Here is a 17,174-nt window from a genome sequence, read left to right as displayed (position 1 = left end):
CTGTGAGATTTTTTGGGTACACTACATAGTAAGGAGGGATTTATGATGGCAAAAGCTACATTTGCGGGAGGATGTTTTTGGTGCATGGTCAAACCGTTTCATAAATACGAAGGGGTCGAGCGTGTCATTTCCGGTTACACGGGCGGGCACGTCGACAACCCGACTTATCAGCAAGTCTGTTCAGAGACGACCGGACACTTAGAGGCGATTGAAGTCACGTTTGATCCGGAAATCATTTCGTACGAGGAACTGTTGCGCATCTATTGGCGTCAAATCGACCCGACCGATGGCGGTGGACAGTTCAATGACCGCGGTGAGTCATATCGTCCGGCCATCTTCTATCATTCGGAAGAACAGCGCGTAGCGGCGGAACGTTCAAAGCAAGAAATCGAGGACTCGGGACGGTTTGACCGACCGATCGAAGTCGAGATTCGTCCGGCGAAGACGTTCTGGGAAGCGGAAGACTATCATCAAGACTACTATAAAAAGAATCCGTTCCGTTACGAGATGTACCGCGTCGGTTCAGGTCGGGCCAAGTTCGTGAAAGAGGCGTGGAGCGACAAGAAACTTCAGAAGGAACTGAAAGACCGCCTGACGCCGATTCAATACAAAGTCACGCAAGAGAACGGCACCGAGCCCCCGTTCCAAAATGAGTACTGGGACGAGGAGCGGGAAGGATTGTATGTCGATGTGATTGATGGCACGCCGCTCTTCACGTCACGCGATAAATTCCAATCGAATTGCGGCTGGCCGAGCTTCGCCCGCCCGATCGAAGAGAAGCGCATCGACATGAATATGGATACGACGCACCATATGGTCCGGACCGAAGTCCGCTCGAAGGGGGCCGACAGTCACCTCGGTCATTTATTCGATGACGGCCCGAAAGAACTAGGGGGCCTGCGTTACTGCATCAACTCGGCAGCACTCCGTTTTGTTCCAAAAGAAGAGCTCGAGTCTGCAGGTTATGGAGAGTACAAGCACTTATTCGATGCGTGAAGGGGAGACAGTCATGTTCACATCCGTCAAACAACAAATCCGTCGTGAGACGCTCGCGACCGTCTTGGATTACTACGACAAATCGATTCGAAACTTGTCTGAAGCGGCTAGAGATGAGAAGTACAATAAGATGAGCGCGACACCGTTCTCGTTTTTCCGTGGGAGTTCGCACTTGTTCTATTATGATTTTGCGAAAGTGCCGCTCGCGTTCGACACCGACGCGTCTCATCCAACGTTTATTCAAGGGGACCTTCACTTTGAAAACTTCGGTGTGTTCGAAGATGGGGCCGGGACGATTATTTACGACGTGAACGATTTTGACGAGGCGTATCTCGGCTCTTACTTGTTTGACGTCCTGCGCATGGCCATTTCGGTCGATTTGTTCGCCACGGAATCGGGCTTTGACGCGACACGAGCGATTGAGACGTATGCAGAGACATACGCGCAGGCAATTGAACGCTATGCGAATGGGAAGGATGAAGATGTCCAGTTTACGAAAGCAAACACGTGCAAAGCCATCAAGAAAGTGATTAAAAAGGCAGAGAAGAAGAAAGACGCATTCATGGCGGAGCGAACGGAAGTCCGGGATGAGGAGCGTTACTTCGCGACAAGTGACGACCTCGTTCCAGTCAGTCCGAAGATGGCGAAGCAAATCAAGCAGGCATGGCCGGACTATTTGTCGTCCTTGTCAGAGAAGCACCGCCATCACGTCGACTATTATGAGATTAAAGATATCGCCATTAAACGTGAGAGCGGGACGGCTTCAATTGGGCTCGAACGGTATTATATTTTGATTGAAGGTGCGGACGAAGAGCATGACGAAGATGTCATCCTTGAGATGAAGCAGGCCCAATCGGCTGTACCGTCGCTCTTTCTACCGTCACATCCATTGTTCGAGGACGGACTGTCCCATCAAGGAGCCCGCGTCATCGCGGCCCAGCGCGCCATGGTGCATAGCCAAGACCCGTATCTCGGCTATTTGACCATCGACGGGAATGAATATTACGTCCGGCAACGTTCGCCTTATAAGCGGAAAGTGAAGGCGAAGCATATCAAAAATGAAGAATCGCTCATTGAGACGCTGAAAGTACAGGCGGAAATCACGGCTAAAATCCATGCTCGGGCTGACGCGGATGCGAACGTGCTCGATTATGAGGCGAGTGAACGGATTGCGGCGGCCATCGGGGCGTCACGTCCGCTATTCATTCGTCAAATCACACGCTGGTCCCAATTTTACGCCAATCAAGTCCGGTTCGACTTCGAGGCGTTTCAATCTTGGCTCAAGACGCGTGAGGAGACACGGGTCTGAAGAGCATCGGACTTGCGGCCAGGACCTCATTTGCCTCAGAATGGAACGGTAAAGGATGTGTGTGACGTATGATTACAGAACAACAGGTCATCACGCAAATGAAACAAGTGATGAGTCAAATCGAACAGTCGAGTGGCGAGACCCAAAAGCGCCATTTGGCCAAATTGATGGGGTATTGTGAGCTGTTGCTCGCCGATTCGGCTCCAACACAACCCGCTACGGCGCCGCTGGTCCAACCGACCGAGACGAAACCGCCACTCGATCGGCAGATGGCAGCGTTTCTCGGGATTCCGTTAGAAGAGGAAGACAAACCGAAAACCGATTCATTGCTCGACTTTTAAGCTGTGCCACGAGGCACAGCTTTTTTGTGAGGCGTTCGCGTTGACTTATATACCATAGGGGGTATAATGAGATTAACTAAACAATACCTAACGGAGGCGTGACTATGCTTGATTTCTTGTTTGTCGCAGTAGTGATCAGATTGATTTATTTTTGGTGGACGAAGCGAAACGGCGTCAAAACAGTGTCGACTGATGAGTTGAAACGGAAGATTGTCGAAGAACGAAACATTCAATTGCTCGATGTTCGTGAACCGCACGAATACCGCGGTGGGCATATTAAGCAAGCGAAGAACGTACCTTTATCCGGATTCGGGAATGCGAGCGCCCAGTATCCGAAAGATAAAGCACGTCCGGTCTACGTCATCTGTCAGAGCGGGATGCGGAGCCACCGGGCTGCTGCCATGCTGAAGAGCGCGGGCTATACGGACGTCTACTCGGTCAAAGGCGGCATGAGTTTCTGGCGCGGCTAATACGAGATGAATGCGGTTGAACACATGTTCAACCGTATTTTTTTATGTAATGAAGCTTACTAGGCATGGCAAGACTTGCCGTGTGACGTTTCCGCTTTCAGATTTCAGGGGATTCTGCTACGGTAGGAACATAGGAAAGAGAGAGGAGATACCAACATGGCAGTTATTTTATTTGATATCGATGGGACGCTCGTTGACACGACCGAACCGATGACGCAAGCAATCCACGAGGCGTTAGAGCAACTTCCACATTTACCGAAACCGAGCGAGGACGCGGTCCGATCGGGATACGGATTGGCCGGTAACGCATTTTGGGAGCACGTCATCCCGGAGGCGACAATCGAGGAGATCCGTCAAATTCGCAAACTTCGTCATGGGACGCTCGAACGAGCGATGGAAGGACAACACGTTTTGTTCGACGGGATTTACGAGATGCTCGAGGCGCTCCATGCGAACGGACACACGTTGACTACCGCGAGCAACTGTGGCGTCCATTATTTGAACCTCATGCTCGACTCACAAAACATTCGTCAGTTCATGACGGCTCCAGAATGTCTTGAATCCGTGAACGGTGAGAAGAAAGCCGACATTTTGACGGCGCATCGTCTCCGACACGGTGAGAACGACTACGTGATGGTCGGTGATCGTAAATCTGACGTGGAAGCGGCACGAGCGCATGACTTCCCGGTCGTCTTGACTGGTTTCGGTTTCGGCAACGAAGACGAGTGGGCGCTCGCCGATCATGTGATTGCGACACCGAACGATTTGATCGCCTTCATCGAAGCATAAAAAATCCGGTTGAACATGATGTTCAACCGGATTTTTTTATAGCCCGAGCGAGATGTATTTCACTTCTAAAAACTCTTCGATGCCGTGATGACCGCCTTCGCGGCCGAGACCGCTCTGTTTCCACCCGCCGAACGGCGCTTGCGGCGTCGACGGTAGACCGTCATTGACGCCGACGATACCGTATTCGAGCGACTCGGCCAAATAGAGGGCCTCGTTGATGTCTTGCGTGAACACATAGGCAGCAAGCCCGAACGGGGTCGCGTTCGCCCGTTCAATCACTTCCTCGAGCGTATCGAACGACGCAATCGGGGCGACAGGACCGAACGTCTCCTCGTTCATACACAGCATATCCTCATTCGCATAGCGGACGACGGCCGGCCGGACGAACAGGCCATCGAGTTGCTCGCCACCCGTGATCTCGCCACCGCGAATTTGAGCGTCTTCCAAGTGCTTCATCACTTTCTCGACCGCGGCCTCGTCGATGAGCGGACCGATATCGGTCCCTTCATCGAGCCCGTTTCCGACTTCGAGCGCTGTGACGGCTGCAATGAATTTTTCGGCGAACGCATCGACGATAGATTGCTCGACATAAATCCGGTTGGCACAGACGCACGTCTGTCCACCGTTACGGAATTTTGTGGCGACGGCTTGAGGCACGGCCTTGTCGAGGTCTGCCTGCGCCGTGACGATGAGCGGGGCATGACCACCGAGCTCGAGGGAGATTTTTTTCATCGTATCGGCGGCTCCGCGCATGAGTGTCTTGCCGACTTCGGTCGAACCGGTGAACGTCAGCTTGCGGACACGAGGATCGTGTTGCCACGTGTTCACGATATCAGTTGCTTTCCCGGTGACGAGATTGATGACGCCGGGTGGGAAGCCCGCTTTCTCGGCCAGTTTGACGAGTTCGATGGCCGTCAGCGGCGTCGCTGAGGCCGGTTTTAAAACGACGGTACACCCTGCGGCAAGTGCTGGCGCCAATTTTCGGGTGATCATCGCCGCCGGGAAGTTCCACGGGGTGATGGCGGCGACGACGCCGACGGGTTGTTTGATGGCAAAGATGCGCTTTTGGTTCGACGAGGCTGGAATCGTCTCGCCGTACACACGTCTGCCTTCGGCGGCGTACCATTCGATGAAGCCGTTCGCATAGCGGACTTCACCGATGGCTTCTTGGAGCGGCTTGCCTTGTTCCTCGACCATCGTCCGAGCGATGGCTTCAGTATGTTCATCGATCAGGCGATTCCATTCGAGCAAGAGGGCGCCGCGTTCTTCGGCCGTCTTCTGTTGCCAGTCCTTCAAAGCGTCGTGGGCGGCGTCGACAGCCTGCTTCGCTTCGGCCGTGTCACTCCTTGTCACCGTGGCCATGATGTTGCCGGTCGCGGGATTCCGCACCTCGATCGTTTCCGATGTATCAATCCATTCTCCGTTGATGAAATTGTTTTCCACTCGCATCTTGATTTCCCCTTTCGTCTAGGTGCACATTTAGAAGGTACCCGATTTCAAGATTCATACACAATATCACAATCGTCCTACTAAAAAACCGCCACTCCAAAGAGTGACGGGTTCAGACGCGGAAATCTTGGCGGGCCAAATGACGAATTTTTCGACCGAGGCGTCTGGAGTTGAAATAGGCGATGACGGCGACGACGCCACCTGACCAAAACAGCCACTCGTCAGGCCGGACGTAGCCGAACAGGCCGACGAGCAGCCCGAGGATAATCAGGCCTGAGTTGAACGTTTGGCGGTGGAGCAGCTCTTTGGACTCGAGGTCGCGCTGGAACATCGCCTGCTCGGACAGACGCTTTCGGGTCGGTTCTTTCAAATAGTTATCGAGGAGCGGCGGGACGTTCAGTAACTTCTTTCCGTAGTTGAGCGCCGTCATGACGTAACGGTTTTGAATCGTCGTCCCATCGGACTCGAGCCATTGGATGACAATCGGTTTACCGAGCGTGAACAAATCGATTTTTGGGTCGAGGATTTGTAGAATTCCGAGCAGCGTCGAAGCGGCCCGACCGAAGAAGGCGAACTCGGCCGGCAACTGGATCGGTTCGTTCTTCACGAGCAGTTGGATATCTTGCAACACTTTCTCGATCAGCTTCGTATCGACCGTATCAATATCGGTTTCTAAATAGAACGTGACCGCCTTTTCAAGCGCTTGACGAATGTTGTGCTTGTTCGCCGTAGGCAACAGGAAACGCAAATCTTCAAGTCCGTCGACGACACCGTCATAATCGAGCGAGATGAACGCCTGCAAGATTTTCCGAATCGTCGCCATGTCTTGAGCAGTCGATGACCCGACCATCCCGAAGTCGAGCAAGATGATCGTCCCGTCGGCCCGGATTTGGACGTTTCCGGGGTGGGGGTCGGCGTGGAATTGCCCGCCGAACAACAGTTGCTCGGCTGCCATCGTGAACAACCGTTCGGCAAGTGCGGAGCGGTCGATATTATTTTCTTTTAAGAAAGCGAGGTCGGTGATGCGACGGGCATCGACCCAATCCATCGTCAATACCCGATTCGTGCACAGATGGTCATAGTAATCCGGGATATAGACATTTGGATTGTCGGCATACTTCGCTTTGAAATAAAGGGCATTTTTCAATTCAGTTTGAAAATTTAACTCGTCCCCGATGACAAAAATCATTTGGCGATATAAGCTATCTAAGTCGGTCGATTTTGCCAGCGCTGTCCGTTTAAGCATCGTCGTGACGATTCGCATCGCTTTAAAGTCGGTCCGAATGATTTTTTCAATGTCTGGACGCTGGATTTTCAGAGCGACGCGCTTCCCGTTCTCAAGTAACGTCGCGCCATACACTTCCCCGATTGAGGCAGAGGCGACGGCGTCGATCCCGACGTCTTTCACAACTTGTGTATACGGGACGCCCCATTCTGCTTCCAGGATGGCGCGGGACTTGTCCCAGCCTGATGTAGGGACACGGTCGACGAGCTCGGATAACTCGTTCAATACAGAAGGAGGCAACAAGTCGGCCCGAATCGATAGAAACTGCCCGAGCTTGATGAGCAGCCCTTCGAGCCGGAGTGCGTTCCGCTTATACTCGCGGGCAAGGTTCAACATGAGCGTCTCATACTCTTCGGTTGACGCGAGACCTTGTTGCTGTTTGCGGGAGAATGCATAAATTTTAATGATGAATCGGGCGAACATCGTGACGATAATCCATATGCGGAACAAGGCGATTCGTTTCATAAAAGTACCGACATCCTTTACAAGCAGTCGCTCGACTGATCTGATTTTTTATATCTTAACTTTACCACAGAATGCTTTAAAGAAAGGGCAAGGGATATTTATGGAGTGGGAATTACTCAACGTCGTCGGAACGATTGCGTTTGCGGCGAGCGGTGCCATCATCGCGATGGACGAGAAATATGATATTTTTGGGGTATGGTTGCTCGCTTTCACAACAGCTTTCGGTGGCGGGGCCATCCGAAACGTCTTGCTCGGAAACCCGGTCAGTTTGATTTGGCAACAAAACGATCTCTTCATCCTTTGTTTTCTTGTCGCATTGCTCATCTTCCTGCTGCCAAACGTTGTTTTGCCGCATTGGGAACGCTGGGGCGTCATCGTGGACGCTATCGGACTCGTCGCCTTCGCGTTTCAAGGAGCACAAGTCGCCATCAAGCTTGATTTACCATTATCGGCCGCGATTGCAGCGGCCGTTTTGACGGGTGTCGGTGGCGGGGTCGTCCGTGATTTGTTGGCCGGCCGAAAGCCTCTCGTCCTACAATCGGAAGTGTATGCGATTTGGGCGATTATTATCGCGGTCGTCACATATTATTTCCGTCTTGAAGGAGGACTTCCTGTCTATACGTTACTTGTTGTCGTTGCGGCGCTTCGAGTGATATCCTACTATCGGAAGTGGAATTTACCTGCACGCAAAGTGCGTTGAGGAGGAAATGAATATGAAATTATTACTCATCATTGGTGCTGCTTTAATGGCGCTCGGCGTCGCCCTAGGCGCTTTCGGAGCCCATGCGTTGAAAGAACGTCTGGCACCGAATATGCTTGCGAATTGGCAGACCGGTGTGCTCTATCATATGATTCATGCGATTGGGATCATCGCTTTAGCGAGCATTTTGATGAAAGTGAGCATTAGCCAGTTCAACACAGCAGGATGGCTCATGTTTGCCGGGATTCTCTTTTTCTCAGGCAGCCTGTATGTCATGGCATTGACCGGGATCACGAAGCTTGGGGCGATCACACCGATTGGCGGCGTCTTGTTTATCGCGGCGTGGGTGTTCGTCATCATCGGCGCGTTCAAACTGTAATCAAACGTTAATACAGGATTAACAGTCAATGTGTAACATACTAAGTGTGAGACCCCTTGTCTTCACATCACAACGGACAATTGGCCCAGTTGGCCTCTTCGCTTTGAGCGAGAGACCAGCCGGGTCCTTTTTACGTTTTTTGGGAATGGTTAGACTTAGAAAAACGACTGGATGATGTTATTTAAATATAAGGTCAATAATTTCCTATTTTCAACTATTGTTACGAAAGTGTTTCGAGAAAAGAAAAGTGGAAAAATGTTGAAATATAAAGGGGTGAGGAGCCGTATAAGGTTTCCCACCCCTTCATCGTAATAAAAGTGAAATATAACTTTAACAGGAAAACATTCGACACTTCGATATAATTAGTCGTGTTGAAACTAAAAAATTAATCGTTTTTGTTACATAACAAAACGACGGACTTTAAATAGAACATGAACCTCGATCCCGTCAATAGAAAGGATGTCCCCATTGATCAATTGGAAACGCACCGTCTCGACACTCACGCTTAGCGCGCTTCTTCTTGGGACGCACTCGGTGGCCGATGCCTCGACGTCAATCAAGGAGAAACAAGAACAGCAGAAGAAAGTGCAAGAGCAACGGAATAACGTCAAACAGAACCAATCGAATACGTCTTCGAAAATTAAGCAGAATAAGAACGAAATCTCGAAAGTTCAAGCTGAAGTCAACAAGATGGACGCCCAGCTTCAAGACATCATCAATGATGTCGCAGCGAAACGCCAAGAAATCAAGCGTACGGAGTTGAAAATTGAAGACCTCGAGAAAGATATTAAAGGGTACGAGAAGAAGATGAAGGCTCAAGAAGCAATGATGAAAGAGCGTATGGCCACGATGCAAACGAACGGCGGCGGCTCAATCAACTGGGCAGAGTTCATCTTCGGGTCAAAAAACTTCTCGGATTTGATTACGCGCATGATTACGGCCGGAACGATTCAACGAAGCGACCAAGAGTTGTTTGAAGATTACGAAGCGACTCGTCAAACGTTACAAGAAGCGCAAGCCTCACTGAAAGAAGAGCGTGCTTCACTCTTGAAACAACAAAAAGCGCTTGAAGTGCGCCAAGCTCAACTCGAGAAGAAGATGAAAGAGCGCGAAGCCCGTATTAAAGAGCTCGAGGAGAAGAATATCGAATTCGAATCGCAAATCTTCAACCTTCAAGAAATCGAAGCGACGTTAATCGCCCAAGAAGAGGCGATTGCGGCTGAGATTGAAGCGCAGCGTCGCGAGGAAGAAGAAGCACGTCGTCGTGCTGAAGAGGCGGCTCGTCAAGAAGCAGCACGTAAGGCTGAAGAAGCTCGTCAAGCGGAAGCGGCGCAAGCGGCAGCAGCGGCCCGTCAAGCAGAAGCAGAACGTGCGGCAGCGGCTAAAGCCGAGGCAGAACGAGCAGCAGCACAAAAACAGCAGAACAATAGTAATAGTACCCAGTCATCTGCCTCTTCAAACCAGACGACACAAAATAGTACACCGGCACCAAAACCGGCTGCACCAGCACCTAAACCTGCACCAGCACCAGCGCCTAAACCGGCTCCGGTTACACCAGCAGCATCAGCACCTGCTTCATCGGGCGCGATGTTCATTCAACCGACAACAGGACGTTACTCGCAAGGTTTCGGTCCGGCGAGCGGTCAGTTCGGTTACACGTTCCATAACGGCGTCGATATCGCTGGACCTGTCGGAACGCCAATCCGTGCCTCGGCAACGGGAACGGTCATTCGTGCCGGATGGGGTGGCGCATACGGGAATCACGTCATGATCGCCCACGTCATCAACGGACAAGTTTGGACGACAGTCTATGCCCACATGAACTCGGTCTCGGTGAGCGCCGGTCAACGTGTGACACAAGGTTCGAACATTGGCGGACTCGGAAATACGGGTAACTCGTCAGGCCCGCACCTTCACTTCGAGATCCATAAAGGCAGCTACTCGTACTCGTCATCGAGCGCGGGCAGCACAGTCAACCCACGTCAGTTCTTCTGATTTCAATGGGCACCCGTCAATCGTGACAGGTGCTCGTTTTGTGTCCTGGAATAACGAAAAACAAGCGCCCATCCGTTGCGGACAGGCGCTTGTTTCAGTTGGCTTGTTCGATGTCGTCTGCTTGATCTTTTGCTTTGCGGAACCGCTCACGGACCAGATAGATGACGGTCAATCCGACCAACCATGGAATCCCGAACTTGAGCAGAATATTGAAGTCGGTAAACCATGTCGTGATCATCAGGCTGAGCAACAGCCCGGCACCGAGTAGCGGTAGGAACGGATAACCGATCATGCGGACCGGCAATTTGCGTCCTGTCCATTTCTTGCGGAAGAACAGATGTGAGACGAACACCATGAACCATGTGAAGATGGCTCCGAACATCGAAATCCCCATGAGGAATGGATACGATGTTTCCATGAACACTTGAAGTAGTGCCGCGAGAATGATTCCGCCCGTCGAGACGAATAGGGCGGGCATTGGAATCCCGCTAGCGCTGACCTTTTTAAAGATTCGCGGAGCATCCCCGGCCTCGGCGAGGGAATACATCATCCGCGTCGACGCGTAAAGCTGGGCGTTCATCGCCGACAAGGCGGCGATCAAAATGACGAAGTTCAGAATACCGGCGGCACCAGGCACGTCAAACTGTTGCATGACGAGAACGAACGGGCTTTGATCGATCCCAGCCTGCTGCCACGGGATGAGCATGAGCATGATGGCGATTGTGACGAGATAAAAGAACGTCAACCGGAATACGGTCGCACGCAACGCTTTCGGGACGGCGCGGTCCGGGTCTTTCGCTTCACCAGCTGTGACGGCGACGAGCTCGGTTCCGAGGAAACTGAAGAGCGAGATGAAAATCGTCACCCACATCCCGTAAAACCCGAAGGCGAAGAAACCTTCATTCCCGGTCGTGATCGATTCGATTGGTGAACCGGGTTGACCGAACAACGTGGCCGCCCCGAGGACGATGAACAGAATGATGGCCGTCACTTTGATAAACGATAACCAGTATTCAGTGGTCCCGAACGTATGGACGTGCCGGGCGTTGACGTAGATGAGCAACCCGCCGAATACGGCGACCCAGACGAATCCGTTCACATCAGGGAACCAGTACCGCATATAGATGGCGATCGCACTCACTTCGACGCCGATGGCCAGGACGTTGGCGACCCAGTACGAGTAGCGGACCAAGAATCCGGCAAGCGGATGGATATACCGCTCGGCGATCGTGCCGAACGAGCCCGAGGTCGGATGGGCGACCGTCATCTCAGCGAGACAGCCCATCAACAACAGGACGATGAACGCCCCGATGGCGTAACTGACGAGCACGCTCGGTCCGGCCGTTTGAATGGCGAGCCCGCTTCCGAGAAAGAGGCCTGTCCCGATGGCACTGCCGAGCGAAATCATCGTCAACTGCCGTGTGGACAGTTCACGTTTTAATTTGCTAGTTGCCAAAGTTGATTCTCCTTTAGTTGAGTGAAGTGTGGTTGGGGACGACTATAGCAGACAAAAAAAACAAGTGTCAACTCGTGAAATCGTAAAAGACGGCATCGATTTGGCCGCACCTATAGAAGCAAAGTTTTTTTGCACGCTTTTGTTTGACAGGAGGTTGCCCGCCCTGTATAGTACGAGTTAACTTAACTGAAACGAATAAAGGCGTCGACGAAGAGAAGTAACGACGGTCCCTGCATGACAGAGAGCTGATGGTTGGTGCGAATCAGTATGCGGGACGTCGCGAATGGACTTCCGAGCTCTAAACCGAAACTTTTAGTAGGCTTTAGCGGGTCACCCACCGTTACCATGGGAAAGCGGATGTTTGTCCGTGAAGTGGGTTCTACGGAACCAACGAAGGTGGCACCACGGGGTTACTCGTCCTTCTCCTAGCGTAAGCTATGAGTCGGGCGGGTAACCTTTTTTCGTTTCAACACATGATAAATCAGTGATTGAGAAGAGTAGCGTGAATAAGTCTCGTCAAGAGAGCCGGGGATGGTGGGATCCTGGCCGAGACATTTACGTGAATGGGCTCATGAGAGCATGGCTGAATCAAGTAGGTCATGACGGCTTCCTCCGTTATCAGGATACGATGTGATAGCATCGGAAAGTGGGATCAATCGATCCAACGAGAGGTGGCACCGCGGTCCATACCGTCCTCCATACGACAGACGTCGTATGGAGTTTTTTTATACCCAAAATGCTTGAGGAGGAACGGACATGTTAACACGACTATTGACGAACCCATTGACGACGAACGAAATGAAACTGGCGGCGGCCGAGCTGTTCCAAGCCGATGAAGCGCAAATCGCCGAGGTGTTGCTCGCCATGAAAGCGCGCGGGGAGACGGCCGAGGAGATGGCCGGGCTCGCCGACTACATCCGTGAGGCAGCCACGTTCCCCGAGACGGCGCTTCCTGTGCTCGACGTCTGTGGCACGGGCGGGGACGGGGCGAACACGTTCAACATCAGCTCGACAGTCGCGTTCGTCTTGGCGGGGCTCGATATCCCGGTCGCCAAACATGGGAATCGCAGCGTGTCGAGCCGGTCAGGCAGTGCCGACGTCCTCGAGTCATTAAATATCCCAATCGTCCAAAGTCATGAGGCGATGCTCGCCGACCTCGAGCGGACGAACTTGAGCTTCTTGTTCGCCCAACATATCCATCCGGTCATGAAGCACGTCATGCCGGTCCGGAAACGACTCGCCACGGCGACCATCTTCAATCAAATCGGTCCGTTGACGAACCCGCTCAAGCCGAAGCGCCAATTGATCGGCGTGTACCACCCATCGCTCGTCGAGAAGATGGCGACGGCGATGCGCCACCTCGGCGTCGAGCGCGGCATGGTCGTCCATGGGTCAGGCGGGCTAGATGAAGCGAGTCTTGCCGGCAGAAACGACGTCTTGTTCTTCAATGGCGACAAAGTAGTTCGCTACACCGTCGACCCGAGAGATATCGGACTGATGCGAGCGCCGCTGTCAGCGTTAAAAGGCGGGACACCGGTTGAAAATGCCGAGACGCTCCTTGCCGTCTTGAACGGAGAACCAGGACCGGCGCGAGACGTCGTCTTATTGAACGCCGCACTCGCCCTATGTACGTACGGGACGGTCCAGACGCTTCGCGAAGGCGTCGCCGTGGCAACGGCAAGCATCGATGAAGGGCACGCCATCCGCGTACTCAAACAACTACAACGAACGGAGGTCGGCGCATGAGCTACTTGACGAAAATTATCGGGACGAAAATCGAAGAGGTCAATCAAATGGCAGACATCAAGGTGACGCGGTCGACAGCCATTTCTTTACCGGATTTAATGAAGGACGGCTTCCATGTTATCGCTGAGATTAAGCGGGCATCTCCGTCAAAAGGGGTGATACGCGAGGAAGTAGATGTCGTGAGTCGGGCCCGCACGTATGAACAGGCAGGGGCGACAATGATTTCGGTTTTGACGGATACGACTTACTTCAACGGTTCGTTCGACGACTTGCGTGATGTCGCGGCCGCTGTCGAGATCCCGGTCCTCTGTAAAGACTTTATCATCGACGAACGACAACTCGACCGGGCCAAAGCGGCCGGGGCGAGTGCGGCACTGTTGATCGTCGCGGCACTTCATCCGAGTCGGCTCCATACGTTAAAACAGTATGCGCGGTCCATCGGTCTCGACGTCCTCGTCGAAGTGCACGATGAGGCCGAGCTAAAGACGGCACTCGAACTCGGAGACGTCTTGATCGGCATCAATAATCGGAACTTGAAAACGTTCGAGGTCTCGCTCGATACTTCGGTCGACTTGATGAAGAAATATCCTGACGTCGCGTTCGTCAGTGAGAGTGGTGTCAGCACAGGCGAGGCGGCCCGACGGTTACAGACGGCCGGGGCCCGGGCGATTCTCGTCGGGGAGGCGCTCATGCGACAGGACGACCCGACAGCTTTAATCGAGGAGTTGACGTCATGTTCGTTAAAATATGTGGACTGACGACCGAGGCCAGTGTCGTCACGGCGGTAGAGGCGGGAGCAGATGCCATCGGGTTCGTGTTTGCGGACAGTCCGCGGCAGGTCGATATCAAAACGGCGCAACGGTTGCGCCAATTGATTCCTGACGGGGTTCGGGTCGTCGGCGTGTTTCTCGACCCGACAGTCAAAGAAGTCGAAGCTGCCGTCGCTTGCGGCTTGACCGACATTCAATTGCACCGTCGGACGCGCCCGCTTGAAGCGTTCCGTCAGTTCGGGCTTCCGCTCATCGAAGCAAGTCAACAGTCGGAGGCTGATGTCATTTTACTCGACGCCCCGACACCGGGCAGTGGGGAGACGCTCAATTGGGAGACGCTCGAACGGCCGGAGCGAACGTTTTGGCTCGCCGGTGGATTGAATGTCGACAATGTCGGCGCGGCGATTCGCGCCATGCGACCGGACGGCGTCGACGTCTCGAGTGGTGTGGAAACAAATAAACAGAAAAATCACGATAAGATTCGCGCGTTCATCCGACGCGCCAAGGAGGAAACATGATGTATACACAACCAGTGAACGGAAAGTTTGGCCCATATGGCGGAAAATATATCCCGGAGACGCTCATGCAAGCGGTCGAAGAGCTCGAAGTGGCTTACGAGGAAGCGAAACAAGACCCTGAGTTCCAGGTACGCTTCAACGATCTCCTCAGCGAGTACGTCGGTCGTGAGACGCCGCTCTATTATGCGGAGAACATGAGCCGTCGCCTCGGGACGAACGTCTATTTGAAACGGGAAGACTTGAACCATACCGGGGCCCATAAAATCAACAACACGATCGGCCAGGCGCTCCTCGCCAAACGAATGGGCAAACGAAAAGTCGTCGCCGAAACAGGGGCCGGACAGCACGGTGTCGCCACGGCGACGGTATGTGCGCTCCTCAATCTCGAATGTACGATTTTCATGGGGGAGGTCGACGTCGAACGTCAAGAATTGAACGTGTTTCGAATGGAACTGCTCGGTGCGACCGTCGTTCCCGTCAAGTCAGGGAGCCGGACATTGAAAGATGCCGTCAACGAGGCACTCCGTTACTGGGTCAAACATGTCGATGACACGCATTATGTGATGGGGTCGGTGCTTGGACCGCACCCGTTCCCGACGATGGTCCGCGATTTCCAAAGCGTCATCGGGACGGAGACGCGTCGCCAAGTGCTTGAGAAGACAGGTCGTCTCCCTGATGCGGTCGTCGCCTGTGTCGGTGGCGGCAGCAATGCGATGGGTATGTTCTATCCGTTCTTGAATGACGAAACAGTCGCCTTATACGGTGTCGAGGCAGCAGGGAGTGGCGTCGATACGGACAAGCATGCGGCGACGCTCACGAAAGGTGAGGTCGGGGTGCTCCACGGGTCGCTCATGTACGTCTTGCAAGACGCGGCCGGACAAATCCAGGAAGCGCACTCGATCTCGGCCGGGCTCGATTATCCGGGCGTCGGACCAGAGCACAGCTTCTTAAAAGACATCGAACGGGTTCGCTACGCGGCGGTAACGGACGAAGACGCACTCGCGGCCTGCATGACGCTCAGTCGCCAAGAAGGAATCATCCCGGCACTCGAGTCATCGCATGCGCTCGCCTATGCGGAAACGCTCGCCAAAACGATGGACGCGGATGACGTGCTCGTCATCTGTCTATCTGGTCGCGGGGATAAGGATGTTCATACGATTCGAGAAAGGGTGACACAATGATGCGGTTAGATGAAGCGATTCGACAGCGGAGTGAAGGGACGGCGTTCGTCCCGTACATTATGGCCGGGGACGACGGTCTCGACAGCTTGATCCCGACGATCGAACGGTTGGAGGCGATGGGTGCGACGGCCATCGAGCTCGGTATCCCGTTTTCCGATCCGGTAGCAGACGGTCCCGTCATCGAGGCGGCCGGAATGCGCGCCCTCGAACACGGTGTGACGTTGACGGACGTGTTGGACCGTTTAATAGAAGGAACGGGTCGTTTTTCGGTCCCGATCGTCCTGATGACGTACTTGAATCCGGTGTTCCGGTTCGGGGTCGAGCGCTTCTTCGAGCGAGCGGCAGCGTCTGGAGTCAGCGGCGTCATCATTCCCGATTTGCCGTTTGAAGAGAGCCTCGATTTGTTCGCCGGCATCGATCGTCACGAGGTCGCGGTCGTACCGCTCGTCACGTTGACGAGCAGTCAGGCTCGCATCGACACGATCCTGGATCAGGCGGAAGGATTCGTCTATGCGGTGACGCTCAAAGGGACGACCGGGAAAACGGATGTGTTCCCGGAGGAGTTACTCGACCACTTGCGTTCGTTGACGGAGCGGTCACCGGTACCGGTGCTCGCCGGATTCGGTGTCCATCGCGCCGATCAGGTTCGGACGCTCGGGGCAGCCTGTGACGGGGTCGTCGTCGGTAGTTTTATCGTCGAGGCGCTCCACGCGGGACGTGTTCAGGACGTGGCCGCGTTGATTGCATCGGCGCGGACGGTCAACGCAAAAAAATAAGGGTCGTGCCTCGGCACGATCCTTATTTATTCCTCGATTTCGATGGTGCGTGCGCTCGAGCCGTCATCGGCTTTCGGTACGGTCAAGTGGAGCACGCCGTCTGACAGTCTCGCTTTGATGGCATCTTCTTTCACGTTCGGTAGATAGAGTGAACGTTGCATCGATGTGACGCGGCGTTCCCGATAGACGTAGTCTTTGTCTTCTTCCCTCTCTTCACGTTGGTCGACCGAGAGGATGAGATAGTCTTTGTCGTAGCGGATGTGAATGTTATCTTTTTTGATACCTGGCATCTCGGCCTCGATGACGTATTGGCCATCCTGGTCCCGGACGTCGAGTTTGAAGGAGTCGAGGAACGACGTGGAACCGTCTTTTAGGTCGAACAGTTGATTCATCCGATCAAAGACGTCGCCGAACAAATCTTTGCGCAATCGGTCGAGCTCATTCTTCCGAAATGGCGTCAAATCGAACATACAAATTCCCCCTTCAAAAAACGGACAGCGTAGAAGTGTTGTCACTTTTACTCTGTCCGTTTTTAGCTAAGGATAAACG

At 53.4% G+C, this 17,174-nt stretch carries 17 protein-coding genes and 2 other annotated features; of the genes, 13 read left to right on the top strand and 4 right to left on the bottom strand.

What is annotated here, in order from left to right:
• Positions 1 to 45: 45 nt before the first annotated feature.
• From msrA to DPV68_RS02580, 5 genes are all read left to right on the top strand, one after another.
• A complete protein-coding gene (gene msrA / locus DPV68_RS02600) occupies positions 46 to 996 on the top strand; it encodes a peptide-methionine (S)-S-oxide reductase MsrA (protein ID WP_114165278.1) in 951 nt (316 codons plus the stop codon).
• Positions 965 to 2,305 (top strand): DUF2252 domain-containing protein, encoded by a 1,341-nt coding sequence (locus DPV68_RS02595; protein ID WP_232819461.1) that lies wholly within the window; start codon positions 965 to 967, stop codon positions 2,303 to 2,305. Before msrA ends, DPV68_RS02595 begins: the two co-directional genes overlap by 32 nt.
• Positions 2,306 to 2,373: 68 nt before the next feature.
• A complete protein-coding gene (locus DPV68_RS02590) occupies positions 2,374 to 2,646 on the top strand; it encodes a DUF5327 family protein (RefSeq protein WP_114165277.1) in 273 nt (90 codons plus the stop codon).
• 104 nt (positions 2,647 to 2,750) lie between these two features.
• Positions 2,751 to 3,116 carry a rhodanese-like domain-containing protein gene (locus DPV68_RS02585; RefSeq protein WP_114165276.1) on the top strand — a complete coding sequence of 122 codons (366 nt, stop codon included), beginning with the start codon at positions 2,751 to 2,753 and terminating at the stop codon, positions 3,114 to 3,116.
• Positions 3,117 to 3,272: 156 nt separating this feature from the next.
• A complete protein-coding gene (locus DPV68_RS02580; RefSeq protein WP_114165275.1) occupies positions 3,273 to 3,905 on the top strand; it encodes an HAD family hydrolase in 633 nt (210 codons plus the stop codon).
• 36 nt (positions 3,906 to 3,941) lie between these two features.
• On the opposite strand, the gene DPV68_RS02575 is transcribed toward DPV68_RS02580, so the two are convergent.
• Together DPV68_RS02575 and DPV68_RS02570 are read right to left on the bottom strand one after the other, a co-directional pair.
• A complete protein-coding gene (locus tag DPV68_RS02575; protein WP_114165274.1) occupies positions 3,942 to 5,354 on the bottom strand; it encodes an NAD-dependent succinate-semialdehyde dehydrogenase in 1,413 nt (470 codons plus the stop codon).
• Positions 5,355 to 5,466: 112 nt separating this feature from the next.
• Positions 5,467 to 7,104: an ABC1 kinase family protein gene (locus DPV68_RS02570; protein ID WP_114165273.1), complete on the bottom strand. Its 1,638-nt coding sequence runs from the start codon at positions 7,102 to 7,104 to the stop codon at positions 5,467 to 5,469.
• Positions 7,105 to 7,204: 100 nt separating this feature from the next.
• Between DPV68_RS02570 and DPV68_RS02565 the strand changes: the two genes are divergently transcribed.
• From DPV68_RS02565 to DPV68_RS02555, 3 genes are all read left to right on the top strand, one after another.
• Complete coding sequence (locus DPV68_RS02565) at positions 7,205 to 7,804, top strand: trimeric intracellular cation channel family protein (protein ID WP_029594577.1); 600 nt, start codon at positions 7,205 to 7,207, stop codon at positions 7,802 to 7,804.
• Between the two features lie 13 nt (positions 7,805 to 7,817).
• Entirely contained in the window at positions 7,818 to 8,183 is a 366-nt protein-coding gene (locus tag DPV68_RS02560) for a DUF423 domain-containing protein (RefSeq protein WP_114165272.1), read from the top strand.
• Between the two features lie 459 nt (positions 8,184 to 8,642).
• Positions 8,643 to 10,178: a murein hydrolase activator EnvC family protein gene (locus DPV68_RS02555; RefSeq protein WP_114165271.1), complete on the top strand. Its 1,536-nt coding sequence runs from the start codon at positions 8,643 to 8,645 to the stop codon at positions 10,176 to 10,178.
• Between the two features lie 94 nt (positions 10,179 to 10,272).
• Here the strand turns inward: DPV68_RS02555 and DPV68_RS02550 are convergent, their stop codons facing one another.
• On the bottom strand, positions 10,273 to 11,634 hold the full coding sequence (locus DPV68_RS02550) for an amino acid permease (protein WP_114165270.1): 1,362 nt from the start codon (positions 11,632 to 11,634) through the stop codon (positions 10,273 to 10,275).
• 195 nt (positions 11,635 to 11,829) lie between these two features.
• Positions 11,830 to 12,059, top strand: a binding site (T-box leader).
• A gap of 50 nt (positions 12,060 to 12,109) precedes the next feature.
• Positions 12,110 to 12,334, top strand: a binding site (T-box leader).
• Between the two features lie 56 nt (positions 12,335 to 12,390).
• Here DPV68_RS02550 and trpD point away from each other — a divergent pair.
• From trpD to trpA, 5 genes are read left to right on the top strand one after another with little or no spacing between them, the layout of a single operon-like run.
• Positions 12,391 to 13,380, top strand: a complete 990-nt coding sequence (gene trpD, locus DPV68_RS02545) for an anthranilate phosphoribosyltransferase (protein WP_114165269.1) — start codon at positions 12,391 to 12,393, stop codon at positions 13,378 to 13,380.
• On the top strand, positions 13,377 to 14,138 hold the full coding sequence (gene trpC / locus DPV68_RS02540) for an indole-3-glycerol phosphate synthase TrpC (protein WP_114165268.1): 762 nt from the start codon (positions 13,377 to 13,379) through the stop codon (positions 14,136 to 14,138). The genes trpD and trpC overlap by 4 nt, the downstream gene beginning before the upstream one ends.
• A complete protein-coding gene (locus tag DPV68_RS02535) occupies positions 14,114 to 14,668 on the top strand; it encodes a phosphoribosylanthranilate isomerase (protein ID WP_114165267.1) in 555 nt (184 codons plus the stop codon). Before trpC ends, DPV68_RS02535 begins: the two co-directional genes overlap by 25 nt.
• Positions 14,668 to 15,849 carry a tryptophan synthase subunit beta gene (gene trpB, locus DPV68_RS02530; protein ID WP_114165266.1) on the top strand — a complete coding sequence of 394 codons (1,182 nt, stop codon included), beginning with the start codon at positions 14,668 to 14,670 and terminating at the stop codon, positions 15,847 to 15,849. Before DPV68_RS02535 ends, trpB begins: the two co-directional genes overlap by 1 nt.
• Positions 15,846 to 16,625 (top strand): tryptophan synthase subunit alpha, encoded by a 780-nt coding sequence (gene trpA / locus DPV68_RS02525; protein ID WP_370447061.1) that lies wholly within the window; start codon positions 15,846 to 15,848, stop codon positions 16,623 to 16,625. The genes trpB and trpA overlap by 4 nt, the downstream gene beginning before the upstream one ends.
• A 26-nt stretch (positions 16,626 to 16,651) precedes the next feature.
• Here trpA and DPV68_RS02520 read toward each other — a convergent pair whose 3' ends face one another.
• Positions 16,652 to 17,095: an Hsp20/alpha crystallin family protein gene (locus DPV68_RS02520; protein ID WP_114165264.1), complete on the bottom strand. Its 444-nt coding sequence runs from the start codon at positions 17,093 to 17,095 to the stop codon at positions 16,652 to 16,654.
• Positions 17,096 to 17,174 lie beyond the last annotated feature (79 nt).

The sequence above is a fragment of the Exiguobacterium sp. TNDT2 genome (assembly GCF_003331145.1).
In the GTDB taxonomy this organism is placed as follows: domain Bacteria; phylum Bacillota; class Bacilli; order Exiguobacteriales; family Exiguobacteriaceae; genus Exiguobacterium.
The sequence above is the reverse complement of the archived record's forward strand: the minus strand, read 5'-3'. Positions and strand labels throughout refer to the sequence as shown.

Excerpts from the sequence above, each read along its gene's own strand:
- DPV68_RS02520 (WP_114165264.1), bottom strand. The coding sequence starts at position 17,095 with ATGTTCGATTTGACGCCATTTCGGAAGAATGAGCTCGACCGATTGCGC.
- DPV68_RS02595 (WP_232819461.1), top strand. The coding sequence starts at position 965 with ATGGAGAGTACAAGCACTTATTCGATGCGTGAAGGGGAGACAGTCATG.
- trpD (WP_114165269.1), top strand. The coding sequence starts at position 12,391 with ATGTTAACACGACTATTGACGAACCCATTGACGACGAACGAAATGAAA.
- DPV68_RS02555 (WP_114165271.1), top strand. The coding sequence starts at position 8,643 with ATGTCCCCATTGATCAATTGGAAACGCACCGTCTCGACACTCACGCTT.
- trpB (WP_114165266.1), top strand. The coding sequence starts at position 14,668 with ATGTATACACAACCAGTGAACGGAAAGTTTGGCCCATATGGCGGAAAA.
- DPV68_RS02570 (WP_114165273.1), bottom strand. The coding sequence starts at position 7,104 with ATGAAACGAATCGCCTTGTTCCGCATATGGATTATCGTCACGATGTTC.
- msrA (WP_114165278.1), top strand. The coding sequence starts at position 46 with ATGGCAAAAGCTACATTTGCGGGAGGATGTTTTTGGTGCATGGTCAAA.
- DPV68_RS02585 (WP_114165276.1), top strand. The coding sequence starts at position 2,751 with ATGCTTGATTTCTTGTTTGTCGCAGTAGTGATCAGATTGATTTATTTT.
- trpA (WP_370447061.1), top strand. The coding sequence starts at position 15,846 with ATGATGCGGTTAGATGAAGCGATTCGACAGCGGAGTGAAGGGACGGCG.
- trpC (WP_114165268.1), top strand. The coding sequence starts at position 13,377 with ATGAGCTACTTGACGAAAATTATCGGGACGAAAATCGAAGAGGTCAAT.
- DPV68_RS02560 (WP_114165272.1), top strand. The coding sequence starts at position 7,818 with ATGAAATTATTACTCATCATTGGTGCTGCTTTAATGGCGCTCGGCGTC.
- DPV68_RS02590 (WP_114165277.1), top strand. The coding sequence starts at position 2,374 with ATGATTACAGAACAACAGGTCATCACGCAAATGAAACAAGTGATGAGT.
- DPV68_RS02535 (WP_114165267.1), top strand. The coding sequence starts at position 14,114 with ATGTTCGTTAAAATATGTGGACTGACGACCGAGGCCAGTGTCGTCACG.
- DPV68_RS02565 (WP_029594577.1), top strand. The coding sequence starts at position 7,205 with ATGGAGTGGGAATTACTCAACGTCGTCGGAACGATTGCGTTTGCGGCG.
- DPV68_RS02580 (WP_114165275.1), top strand. The coding sequence starts at position 3,273 with ATGGCAGTTATTTTATTTGATATCGATGGGACGCTCGTTGACACGACC.
- DPV68_RS02575 (WP_114165274.1), bottom strand. The coding sequence starts at position 5,354 with ATGCGAGTGGAAAACAATTTCATCAACGGAGAATGGATTGATACATCG.